Here is a 12,235-nt window from a genome sequence, read left to right on the forward strand (position 1 = left end):
TTAAATGCACACAAATGATAATTTACGAACATTAAGGCAACATTAAGATTGAAATATATTTTTACAAAAGGCATGAATTATTTTTATTATATGTTTTATATCAATAGGTTATAAATTAAATATTTTGTAAAGATTTTGTTACATTTGGTGTTTATGGCTGGTATCTGTACATGGTAGGTCGGGCCTTGGCTGAGGGATCTTCAGTTGTTGGAAGATGCCTCATATTTAGTCGTTGCGAGCGCAAGCGAAGCAATCCAGATCGATGTCACGCTGAAGATCTGAACTGGATTGCTTCGCTTTGCTCGCAACGACGGCAACTTTTTCTTGCTTTAGAAAACTGAAGATCCCTCAGCCAAGGCCCGACCTACTGATTTTTGTTCAAATACCGATCGGAGATCAACCCTCAACGCTTTTTAAAACTGCTCTTCTTCCGTGCTTCCTTGCATGGCGCCTAATTCGGACTCGCCACGGGTGATAATCGTTTGAATGGCATCAAAATAGCCTGCGCCAACAAAGCTTTGATGCTTAACCGCGCGAAAGCCTTCTTTTTCCAATTCAAACTCTTTGCCTTGAAATTTTGCATAGGCATACATCCCATCTTTCAAATAGGCCTTCGCTAATTCAAACATACCAGTATTTAAGCTATGCCAGCCGGCAAGGGTAATGAATTGAAAACGATAGCCTAGTTCGAACAATCGATACCGAAAATCTTTCAGTTGATTGTCATCCAGATTTGCCTGCCAATTAAACGATGGCGAACAGTTATAAGCCAACATTTTCCCAGGGTATTTTTCATGAATGCCTTGGGCAAATTCTTTTGCTTCTTCTAGATCCGGTTTCGCTGTTTCACACCAGATGAGATCAGCAAGCGGAGCATAACTCACGCCTCGTGAAATAGCCTGATCTAAGCCATTCTTGACATAATAAAACCCTTCATTGGTCCGTTTACCTGTGAGAAAGGACTGATCGCGCTCATCAATGTCTGAGGTTAGTAGATTAGCTGCTTGAGCATCGGTTCGCGCAATGAGAATCGTTGGAACACCCAGAACGTCTGCCGCTAATCGCGCTGCAACTAATTTATTCATCGCCTCACGCGTAGGCACTAATACTTTGCCACCCATATGCCCGCACTTTTTAGCCGAGGACAGTTGATCTTCAAAATGCACTGCTGCAGCTCCTGCACGAATCATGTGTTTCATTAATTCATAGGCATTGAGGTTTCCGCCAAAACCGGCTTCTGCATCTGCAATAATGGGTAGGTACCAATCAATATCAGCATGATTAGTTAAGTGATTAACTTCATCCGCACGAGTCAATGCATTATTAATTTGCTCCACTAATAGCGGTACAGAATCAACGGGATATAAGCTTTGATCCGGGTAAACTTGTCTCGACGAATTATTATCACCAGCCACCTGCCACCCTGAACAATAAATGGCTTTAAGGCCTGCTTGAGCTGCTTGAATAGCCTGATTACCCGTTAAACAGCCCAATGCCGTTAACGGTGCATCTTGTTGCAAGGATTGCCACATTCTTTCTGATGCGTATTTAGCAAGCGTATGTTCAACCATCAAGCTTGGGCGTAATGATAAGACTTCTTCCGCATGATAAGGACGTAAAACTTGTTTCCAACGTGGATTGGTTTCCCAATCTTTTTCCAATGCTTGCATTTCTAATTTATTATCCATGTTGTTCTCCTGTTCTAACCTAATAAAGGATACGCTTCCAAGGTTAGGAATTCTGGGAATGTCTCACTGAAAACTAAGTCAATTAATAGCTGTTTCGCTGTAAATAAATGATTAGCTTCCCCATTGTCATTTAATTGTGACTCAATGATGGCACTTTCTTGATCGATACACGTTTGTAAATAGGTTTTATTGACGGTTGAACCATTATCCAATGCAGTCCCCCATTGCCTCCATTGCCATAACTGGGAACGACAGATTTCTGCTGTCGCGGCATCTTCCATGAGAAAATTGACTGGAACGCAGCCATTGCCAGCCAGCCAAGAGCGCAAATAGTTAAGGGCAACGGATATATTATTGCGAACACCCGCTTCTGTAACAGGCCCTTTGGGCGCTTGAAGAAGCTCTCTTTGTCCAATATCAGGCTTCTTAGGCAGATACTGAATTTGATTCACTCCCTCCATATGTTCCCTAAAAATGGTCAACGCCAAATTAACTAACCCGGGATGAGCGACCCACGTTCCGTCATGGCCAGCTTTTACTTCTCGTAATTTATCCGCTTTGACTTTCGCTATCGCTGCTTTATTGGCTTCTTCATCATTTTTAATAGGAATTTGTGCAGCCATCCCGCCCATGGCATGAATGCCGCGACGATGGCATGTGTAAACTAACAAATCGACATACGCTTTTAAAAAGGGGGTTGTCATCGTCACATCATTTCGGTTTGGCAAAACAAACTGTTTATCATGATGCAGTTGTTTAATATAGCTGAAGATATAATCCCAACGCCCACAATTTAACCCCAATATCCGATCCTTCAAGGCATGAATAATTTCATTCATTTCAAAAACAGCACTGATGGTTTCAATCAAAACCGTCACTTTGATACAATTAGGAGGTAGCCCCAGATCCGATTCTGCGCGGCTTAATACCGTATGCCAAAGCTGTGCTTCATGATAATGCTCAATTTTAGGTAAGTATAAATAAGGGAGTTTGCCCTGATCGAGTAATGTTTTTGCGTTGAAATAAAGAAAAATCCCTGCATCAAAAACACTGGCGGAAATCGGTTCACCGTCGCATAAAAAATGCGCTTCCTGTAAATGCCAACCTCTGGGGCGAACCATTAAGGTAGCAACGGTGTCATTGAGTTGATAATGCTTGCCACTTTTTGGGTCATCGTAGCGTATTGTCCGTTTCACCGCATCAATTAAATTCAGTTGGCCTTCAAGGCAGTTCTTCCAAGTTGGTGAATTGGAGTCCTCAAAATCAGCCATGAACACTTTCGCACCACTATTTAACGCATTGATTATCATTTTGCGGTCGACTGGTCCCGTGATTTCGACACGCCGGTCCAACACTTCTTCCGGAATGGGTGCTGCTTGCCACTCATCATCTCGAATTGCTTTCGTCTCTGGGATAAAATCCGGCAGATGTCCGTTATCAATCTTATCTTGGAATGTTTGTCGGAAGTTTAAACATCGTTGCCTATCGTGGTAAATCGTTTGATTTAGCCCTTCGATAAAAGCTTGGCATTCCTCCGTTAGAATGGACTTTTCTAATTCAGTCGATGCTTGATACATGGGTTCTCCCTGAAACCTTTTTTTATTGTTCCCTATCCTTAAGGGATATATTTAGCTTTGAACCAGGCAATTTTAAAATAAGTCGTCGTTTTTGTTCAGAGATCGAACTGGATTGCTTCGCAAAGCTCGCAACGACGGTGTTTTCAAAAAATTGTCCGGTACAAAGTATTTTTATACAGAACTTCTATAGACTAATGCGAGTTTACAAAAATTACTATAGCATAAGAGTCAGCATTAATAATTTTTTTTACTCTCCTATCTTTAAATTGATATGAGTAATACTAAGATTGTCTATAGTAATAGTAAGAACATAACATAATGAATTGTATGGATAAATCCACCCAGATAGCTGAAATAATCATCCATGGCTTTCAACGCCATTTCATTTTGTTTAAACAAATTACTCTGAAAGCCAAAGAGCTGTTTGAAAAAGCCCAATGGCAAGCGCTTCGCTATAGTAATTCCCAACGCATCTCATTTTACACTAACCGAGTCAGAGAGACGATTGAACAACTTCACGCTGCTTTTCCAGGCCTTCAATTAGATGAGCCGTTATGGGCAGAAATTAAAAAGAAATATGCCGAGTATCTTGTATTTCATCCGCAAGTGGAGCTGGCTGAAACATTTTACAATTCGGTATTTTGTAAATTGTTTGACAAACGCTATTATCACAACGACAACATATTTGTTGAAACAACCATCGATCCAAGCAATTTGCCTGTTCCGATGTCGTCTGTTTATGAAAGTTATTTTCCTGCGTTGGAAGGATTAAAGCCAACCCTTGAGCAAATCCTATTGCGCTTTCAGTTTGACATTCCTTACGAAGATATCCATCGAGATATTCGTTACATTATCCGTAGTTTTATCAAACAAACACCAGATCGATCATTTGGGCTACATCAGATGCGCATTGATGTCTTAAAATCAATTTTCTATCGTAATAAAGGGGCTTATATTGTTGGTCGAATTGTGAATCCAAATGGCCAACTCCCGTTTATCATCCCCCTTTTAAACCGCAAAGATAAGCAAAAAGAGGCTGCGATTTATGCGGATGCGCTGATCATGCGCAAACGTGATATGATTACCACGTTCGGTTTTTATCATACTTATTTTATGGTAGAAACCGAGGCACCCTCCTCACTGGTTAATTTTTTACAAGAGCTCATGCCGGAAAAGTCTATCAGCGAGCTCTATTCAGCCATCGGCTTTCACAAACAAGGCAAAACGGAGTTTTATCGCATCTTTCTCAATCATTTAGAACAAAGCGATGATCAATTCATCGAAGCACCAGGCATTGAAGGCATGGTGATGCTCGTCTTTACTCTCCCCTCGTTTCCCTATGTTTTTAAAGTGATAAAAGATAAATTCCCACCTTCGAAAAATTTCTCCCATCATACCGTCAAAGAGCGATATTATTTAGTTAAACAGCACGATAGGGTAGGTCGGATGGCTGACACACTCGAGTACTCGGATGTGGCAATCCCCAAGGGGCGATTTTCCAACAAATTACTAGCCCTATTAAGAAAACAAGTTGGTCGTTCGCTTGAAGAAAATAATGACGTGATTTTTTTCAAACACATCTATATTCAAAGACGAGTGAAACCCTTGAATCTTCTCCTAGACGAGCTCGATGAAGCGGGGCAATTTAAAATCCTTGATGAATACGCACAAGCAATTCGCGATATGATTGGTGTGAATATTTTTCCAGGCGATCTTTTACTGAAAAATTTTGGCATCACCAAATTCAAGCGTGTCATTTTCTATGACTATGACGAAGTCCAATATCTTTTAAATATGAATTTTCGTCCCATACCCAAACCCCAGACAATCGAACAAGAGTTGGCAGCTGAACCGTGGTATTCGGTAGGACCCTATGATGTTTTTCCGGAAGAATTTCCCACCTTTATTACCGCCAATGAGACCATGCGAAACTATTTAACTACCCATCATGCGGATCTGTTTGATCCAAGTTATTGGCAAACGATCCAATACCGCGTCCGCCATGCTATTTTCCAGGATGTATTTCCCTATCCCCTACGATTTCGTTTCCCAAGCTTTGTTGAAAAAGGAAAGGGCCTTTTAAAAAAAAATAGTGCGTGACGATCAAAACTGCAAGCATTGCCCAGGCATACCAGGTATGTGGGGGAATGGTAGGATAAATCATAAAATTATAACCCATGACAAAAAAGGACAAGACGAAAAAGATCGCAAAAATACGCTGCTCGTAGTTTTTTAACGTCCACAGAAAAAGCCGAATTAATAACACGCCCGTTACAAAGCCGGCTAAAATTTCCGTTAAGGTATGATAATGGTGTTGCATCATCCCAATGCTTAAACAGACTAATAATAGTGGGATGGCGAGACGCAATGCGCGGTTAGGGATATGATAAAACAACCAGCCATAAAAAACCGTTGCAAATTGCATATGCCCACTGGGGAAGGCATATCCGGAATGCAATTCGGGAGGCAATGGTACCTTAAATGTTCCTTTTAGTGCCACATTGATAAGAATACTCATGCAACTTAAGCATGCGGCATAAAAAAACAACGGCTTATCGTAATAGACCCAGCCTAAAATAAAAATAATCAGTACCATAGGGGGATGCGAAAAATGTAACAATCCATCTATGGCCGTCGAAAACATGGTGACAAACTCCTAATATCCTAAAGTCCTGTACGAAACAAATCAATGGGTGGTAACCTATACTGAAAATTCAAAAAAATCAAGGATATGACGCCATGGGGGCTTTTTATCAGAATCCACCATCATTGGATAACCAATATACCGGTGATGTTGTGCTACGTGATTATTTAGCTTGGCGTTTGCCAAAATCTATCCACCAGGCCATTGAGGCCGATCTCACCCAACTGGGTGAGCGGGTCGTCACCGATATCTATCAACTCGGCCAGCAAGCCGAATCGTCTCCGCCCAAACATATACCCTATGATGCGTGGGGAAAGCGCATCGACCATATTGAAGTCTCTCATGCTTGGCAAGCCTTAGATAAAATAGCCGCCGAAGAAGGGTTAGTGGCAATTGGCTATCAACGGCAGCATGGTATCTGGTCACGCGTGTATCAATTTTGCAAATTATACTTATTCCATCCCTCTTCAGCGATTTATACCTGTCCCTTAGCGATGACTGATGGTGCAGCGCGAGCAATTGAACTATATGGTGATGATGCGTTAAAAAAAGAAGCCTTGACTCATCTCACTAGCACAAACCCCGAAGAGTTTTGGACATCCGGACAATGGATGACAGAACGGACTGGCGGCTCGGATGTTTCGGGCACATCAACGATAGCGGTTCATGTGAAAGACAATCGTTATCATCTCAGCGGTGATAAGTGGTTTACGTCCGCAACAACGTCTCAAATGGCGATGACGTTGGCCCGCATTGAAGGAGCTGAACAAGGAAGCAAAGGGTTAAGCCTATTTTATTTGCCCTTAAGAGATGAGCATGGACAATTGAATGGCATTCAAATCAATCGACTCAAAGACAAACTTGGCACCAAAGCATTACCAACAGCTGAATTAACCCTGATTAATGCCAACGCCAAACTCGTTGGCGAACCGGGTAATGGGGTGAAAAAAATCGCATCGCTATTTAACATCACCCGAATTTACAATGCATGCTGCGCCGTAGGATATATGCGCCGAGCCATCGCCTTGGCCTCTGATTATGCCCAAAAGCGACAAGCATTTGGCCGTTTGTTATCCGAACAGTCTCTCCACGTAGAAACATTAGCCACCATGCAGCTAGCATTTGAGGCAGGATTTCACTTGGTCTTTCATGCCGTTGAACTCTTGGGAAAAGAAGAGTTAGGCCAAGCGTCTGAAGATGAATCAAAAGTATTGCGTTTACTAACGCCGTTAATCAAGCTCTTTACCGCTAAGCAAGCGATCATGGTTGTCAGTGAAGCATTAGAAGCATTTGGCGGGGCAGGCTATGTTGAAGATACGGGATTGCCTCAACTCTTACGCGATGCACAAGTTTTATCGATTTGGGAAGGAACCACCAATATCCTAAGCCTGGATGCTTTGCGCGCCATTGCCAAAGAAAAGGCCGCAGAGCCTTTCTTTGTGGATATGCGCCAACGTTTAGCAACCATCGAACACCCAACTTTACAAGCAGCCAAAAACAACACTGAACAGGCTATCTTGGCACTGCAAACCTATTTCGGTGACCTACATCAACAAACGACCGATGAACAACAACGATGTGCACGGGAACTTGCCTTTAGCCTAACCCGCACTTATGCAGCTACCCTGTTGCTAGAACAAGCGCAATGGGCAAACCAATCCGATGCTTCCTCTCGTTGCCTCACTGTCACTCGCCGCTGGTGTGCCCAACCATTAGTAACGATAGAAACGTATGATGCGCATTATCATACTCAATCCAAAGAGTTATTATGGCCTAACCAACCATAGCTGACTCACGCTTGTTTCTCAATGGTTGACAAGCTAGCTTTTTTCTCAATCGATTCTTGTATTGGCAATACATAGTGGTTAAATGCGGTCGCCGATTCGGGGGTAAAAAAGCCGAAGGTATGTCTTTTTTGACAGCAAGTTTGCTGAAGATTACTAAGGATTGTCAGCAACTGGTCTTCGGTTAGTGCCTCTTGTTGCAACGCTTCCAGGTGTTGAATTAATTTGTCGACTTTATTTTCAATTTCAGTGCTAGACCATTCATTCACCATCCCAATCCGGATAATTTCGCCCAGCAAAAACTGCTTAATGAAAGGGAGGCAAGCATCTATTTCTGGTTGCCCCTCATAGTTCATATGCGTAATCTCCGCTTGAAAATAGGTTCGATAATGATTCAAAGATTGTGGATCTAACCAATTGGAAGAATAACAATGTTGTTTAGCAATTTGTGCCAATTCAAAGGCCTTTTTTGCAATCCATGAATAGGTAAGTTCTGAATCGTTGGTTTCGCTTAAATGGCTGAGAACAACTTGGTACGATTCGATTTTGACTTGGGTATATTTGTCGTTCCCGCCAGAAACAAGTTGTTTGGCATTGATTCGAAACAGTTCAAGCTCTATGAAAGAAATCAACTTATCCTTGATCAAGGATAAGCCATTGGCAGAATGGTCTGTCACCAAAACCTTAGGTTCATCATACTGCGGTTGTTGGCATTGGTTGACGAAGTGTTCAACCGATTGACGAGTCAATTCCGATTGGTAAACATAAAAATACATTACCTCATAAAATTCATCGAATTGTTCGGCTGATAACCAAGCATCGGGTATAAATCCTTGTGCATCATAAAGAAAAACGGAAAGCCCTTTCTCATCTTCTGGTAAAACAATGCCAGAAATAACATGCCCTCCGGGTAATTTTTTTAGATTAGTAAATAAAATAAAATGACTATAGGCTGGGATATGTGATGTTTTCAGCCAGTTTATTAAGGATGAATAGGATCCTTCCTTGCTTAATTTTTGCCATTTAACCGGTTTCTTATCATCCTCCAACTCCCTAAACCGTTTATCCAATTTTTGACTATGATACTCAGCTAGAAAAGGCGGGAGATTGGGTAAGGGTGTGACATTAAATTTTAACTCACCTTTGCTGAGGGTGATGCACTTAAACGCATGCATGGTTATTTCAATGCAGTTAATAAAGCGGCCAGGGTGGTAACCCCAGTTTAATTCTTGGAGTGCATTGGTTGCTTTTATTTGCCATTCCGGGCGGGTATCCTTGCCCCCATAAAGAATCTGCAATATGGTCTGAGCCAACTTCATGTTTTCTATCTCAGCATCAAAAAAAATAGGCCATATCATAACGATAAATTCAACATCTGCCAATAAAGAAATAGTTGTCATCCCCTTTAATAATTATTGCTCCAAAGTCTTTTAAGTGATATGGTTTTGCTAACGTCTTTTTATTTGCGTTGGTATCATGCGACTATTTATTTACGGCTTAGGCCTGCTTTTTGTGATGACACTGCATGCTAAAGAACAACCCAACGCAAGCTTACCCGGCCCCTATTCTGTATCGATGGGGGAGTATCATTTGCCTGCCCAAATCCATGAGGATATCCTCGATGACCGGGAGACTGAGCTATGGGCGAATATGCATTTCCCTAACAACTTGGAAAATGCGACGAACAAAATACCCCTCATTATCCTCCTACATGGCAATCATTCAACCTGTGGCTTTGGCCATAATCCGCATGTTGATAGTAATTGTAGTTATACCTATACCGGCCACTGCCCTCCGAGTTTTCAAGTCGTTCAAAATCACAAAGGTTATGACTACCTTGCCCAACATCTCGCATCATGGGGTTATGCGGTGGTATCCATTAATGCCAATCGTGGCATCACCTGCGGTGACAGTATCCGTGGGGATAGTGGATTAAATTTAGCGCGGGGAAGATTGGTCCTCAAACATTTAAGCCAACTTTACCAATGGAGCCAGCAAGACAATAAACCGAAGGATATCAATCTTGAGGATAGTCAATCGCCTATTTTGCACCAGCTGGATTTTTCCAATGTGGGTTTGTTTGGCCATTCTCGCGGTGGCGAAGGTGTTCGAGCCGCTTATAATTTATATCGAGATAGTGAGAGTCCCTGGATTGAAAAAATTCCAACTCTTTCCATCCAAGCGATTTTTGAAGTCGGTGCCGTGGATGGCCAAACGTCGCGCATCTTAGATGCCAAAGACATCCCATGGATTCAGCTCATTCCCCTATGTGATGGTGATGTCAGTGATTTTCAAGGACGCTATCCCTTTGAACGCATGTTGTTGGATGGGGAAGAATCCAATGTCGCCCAAAAATCGCTCTACCAAGTTTGGGGAGCCAATCACAATTATTTCAACAGCGAGTGGCAAACCACCGACAATCGTTATTGTCCTGACAATATTCGCATCTATGATCCCAGCGATATTGGTTCAGAAAAACAACAACTGATTGCAAAATCAGCCGTACTTGCCTTTTTTAAAAGCCATCTCGGCAATGATCAAAATGATCAATTTAACCAACACTTTAATCCCTTAGTTCCAATTTCTCCGGAAATTGCGAGCATCACTCAAATTGACAGAGATTTCACCCCCACCCCAGCAGCCAGTGATTATCTCAGTGTGGATGAATTTGATAAACCAACGGGGATTAACCACAGTGGCTTGGATAATGAGGATTACCAAATTCAAATACGGCACGACTATCTCGATTTTAATTGGGGAGAACCGGATTATTTAAAACATCCACAACGAGGCGCCATCATCCAATGGATGCAATCCGATGACCAACCCTTTTTTAAAGCAATATTCGCAAATCCCGGCGAGGGAGTGAATATCGAAGCCTATGCCACTTTGGACATTCGTCTTGCCAGAAAAATAAGCCGACTCAATTTTACACCCACCACCAACTTTACCCTCCAAGTAGAAGACGGGTCAGGGCAGTTATCCAATGCCATCGCATTAAGTGACTATGTTAAAATCAATGGCCCGGTTGACGAAGAGCCGATATTACAGACCGTTCGCATTCCCTTATCGGCTTTTCAAAACATCAATAAACAAACGATCCGAGCCGTTAAGTTTACTTTTAATAAATCCGCGACAGGTGCTATCTATTTAGCCAATATCCGCTTTCACAAGCAAGTGGGCATGGGTGGGCTTGAATCCTCATTGCCGCCGTTTAAGCAGACCTTCGGGCAAAAAGCTAAATCTAAACTCACTCCCAATCGCCTGGTTTCTGCCAAGCTTAACCAGCTAACCCTGTTAAAATCGTCCCAGAAAACCTTGAAAGGCCATAGCAAAGAAGGTTATGAAATTAGGCTTAAAAGCCAAGTCCCCTTTGATGCGATTGATAGTTTACCTGTTCTTCAAATTGGTAATCAAACATTTACGCTGAGTCGATATCCTGATAAAAACAATTTAAAAGAAATCGCCTTTGTGTTGACTAAGCAACAATACCAACAGCTGAATAGAACCATCGCACCGGTCCTAAAATACGGTAAGCAATGGCAGTTTAGGCCGATTCAGTGATAGGCCTTTTATTTTTTGCGCTATCATTAATACATGAAGCGAGCATTTGCCAATTTATTCAACACCATTCACGCATGGATTTGCCTGCATGTGTTTAATATCCCACTGCCTGTTCCTTTGCCTAAAAATTACAAAGAAAAAATAAAACTTGCTAAAGCCCATTTGTTAAAAACTCGCCATAATAAGATGATTATGCGAACACCCCGATCGCATGTGATTCATGTGTTTCAACCGGATGCTCCCCCGAGAGGCAAAATTTTAATTACCCATGGGTGGATGTCTCAATCGATGTATATGATTGGCATTATCGATGCCCTACAACGGGCAGGGTATAAAGTGTATGCCTTGGATTTTCCAGCGCACGGGGAGTCCAAAGGTATACGCGTCAAATGGTTTGAATCGGTGCAAGCAATTACCGAAGCACAAAAAAAATTTGGTCCCTTTGATATGGCAATTGGTCATTCTTACGGTGGTTCCATGCTATTGTGCGCTTTTTGTTTAGCAGAACATTTTGGCGTTCAACCGTTTAAAAAAATCGCCTTAATCGCAGCCCCCACTACCGTCACATCACCGATTAAACGAGCAGCTAGACGCCTAAAGCTTAACCGCTATGCCTATCGCATTTTCCGCCAATGGATGAGAAGTGAACATAATATTGATGTCAAATTGTTAAAACCCTATGACAAAGCCAAAACGGGTGATACCAAGTTTCTCGCCATTCATGGGGAAAAAGATGCCATTATTCCCACCCAGGAATCCATCCACTTTTGCAACAATAATCCCAATGCAAAACTACACCTCATTGCTGAGTTAAATCACAATAATGTCCTTTTTAGTGATGAGACCTATCAGACTTTATTATCCTTTATTGGAGATGATGGGCCATAATGATACGGTGCATTTATTTCATTTTTTCTCGGTTTATCGAATTTTAGAATCCATCGGTAAAATTTATATCTATTCATACTGAGGTATCTT

Annotated in this window: 8 protein-coding genes; 4 read left to right on the forward strand and 4 right to left on the reverse strand. The window is 41.9% G+C overall.

Annotated elements, in window-relative coordinates; genetic code table 11:
- Window positions 1-413: 413 nt before the first annotated feature.
- Both aceA and aceB read right to left on the reverse strand, forming a co-directional pair.
- The gene (gene aceA, locus AB3348_RS09530; RefSeq protein WP_367607373.1) at window positions 414-1,688 is read right to left on the reverse strand and encodes an isocitrate lyase; all 1,275 of its coding nucleotides are present in this window, start codon (window positions 1,686-1,688) and stop codon (window positions 414-416) included.
- A 14-nt stretch (window positions 1,689-1,702) separates the two neighbouring features.
- On the reverse strand, window positions 1,703-3,265 hold the full coding sequence (gene aceB / locus AB3348_RS09535) for a malate synthase A (RefSeq protein WP_367607374.1): 1,563 nt from the start codon (window positions 3,263-3,265) through the stop codon (window positions 1,703-1,705).
- Between the two features lie 327 nt (window positions 3,266-3,592).
- Here aceB and aceK point away from each other — a divergent pair, with 327 nt between their 5' ends.
- Window positions 3,593-5,365, forward strand: coding sequence for a bifunctional isocitrate dehydrogenase kinase/phosphatase (gene aceK / locus AB3348_RS09540; RefSeq protein ID WP_367607375.1), 1,773 nt, complete (start codon window positions 3,593-3,595; stop codon window positions 5,363-5,365).
- Here aceK and AB3348_RS09545 read toward each other — a convergent pair.
- A complete protein-coding gene (locus AB3348_RS09545; protein ID WP_367607376.1) occupies window positions 5,271-5,909 on the reverse strand; it encodes a phosphatase PAP2 family protein in 639 nt (212 codons plus the stop codon). The genes aceK and AB3348_RS09545 overlap by 95 nt on opposite strands.
- A 95-nt stretch (window positions 5,910-6,004) precedes the next feature.
- On the opposite strand from AB3348_RS09545, the gene AB3348_RS09550 reads away from it, so the two are divergent.
- On the forward strand, window positions 6,005-7,696 hold the full coding sequence (locus AB3348_RS09550) for an acyl-CoA dehydrogenase family protein (RefSeq protein ID WP_367607377.1): 1,692 nt from the start codon (window positions 6,005-6,007) through the stop codon (window positions 7,694-7,696).
- Between the two features lie 5 nt (window positions 7,697-7,701).
- Here the strand turns inward: AB3348_RS09550 and AB3348_RS09555 are convergent, their stop codons facing one another.
- A complete protein-coding gene (locus AB3348_RS09555; protein WP_367607378.1) occupies window positions 7,702-9,093 on the reverse strand; it encodes a hypothetical protein in 1,392 nt (463 codons plus the stop codon).
- Window positions 9,094-9,169: 76 nt separating this feature from the next.
- Here AB3348_RS09555 and AB3348_RS09560 point away from each other — a divergent pair, with 76 nt between their 5' ends.
- Both AB3348_RS09560 and AB3348_RS09565 read left to right on the forward strand, forming a co-directional pair.
- A complete protein-coding gene (locus AB3348_RS09560; RefSeq protein ID WP_367607379.1) occupies window positions 9,170-11,257 on the forward strand; it encodes an alpha/beta hydrolase family protein in 2,088 nt (695 codons plus the stop codon).
- A gap of 33 nt (window positions 11,258-11,290) precedes the next feature.
- Window positions 11,291-12,145, forward strand: a complete 855-nt coding sequence (locus AB3348_RS09565; protein WP_367607380.1) for an alpha/beta hydrolase — start codon at window positions 11,291-11,293, stop codon at window positions 12,143-12,145.
- The last annotated feature ends 90 nt before the right edge of the window (window positions 12,146-12,235 follow it).

This window comes from Legionella sp. W05-934-2, assembly GCF_964199965.1.
In the GTDB taxonomy this organism is placed as follows: Bacteria; Pseudomonadota; Gammaproteobacteria; order Legionellales; family Legionellaceae; genus JAFIFT01.

Bases quoted from the DNA above. Each gene is read 5' to 3' on its own strand.
- AB3348_RS09550 (WP_367607377.1), top strand. From the start codon at position 6,005: ATGGGGGCTTTTTATCAGAATCCACCATCATTGGATAACCAATATACC.
- AB3348_RS09565 (WP_367607380.1), top strand. From the start codon at position 11,291: ATGAAGCGAGCATTTGCCAATTTATTCAACACCATTCACGCATGGATT.
- aceB (WP_367607374.1), bottom strand. From the start codon at position 3,265: ATGTATCAAGCATCGACTGAATTAGAAAAGTCCATTCTAACGGAGGAA.
- AB3348_RS09555 (WP_367607378.1), bottom strand. From the start codon at position 9,093: ATGACAACTATTTCTTTATTGGCAGATGTTGAATTTATCGTTATGATA.
- AB3348_RS09545 (WP_367607376.1), bottom strand. From the start codon at position 5,909: ATGTTTTCGACGGCCATAGATGGATTGTTACATTTTTCGCATCCCCCT.
- AB3348_RS09560 (WP_367607379.1), top strand. From the start codon at position 9,170: ATGCGACTATTTATTTACGGCTTAGGCCTGCTTTTTGTGATGACACTG.
- aceK (WP_367607375.1), top strand. From the start codon at position 3,593: ATGGATAAATCCACCCAGATAGCTGAAATAATCATCCATGGCTTTCAA.
- aceA (WP_367607373.1), bottom strand. From the start codon at position 1,688: ATGGATAATAAATTAGAAATGCAAGCATTGGAAAAAGATTGGGAAACC.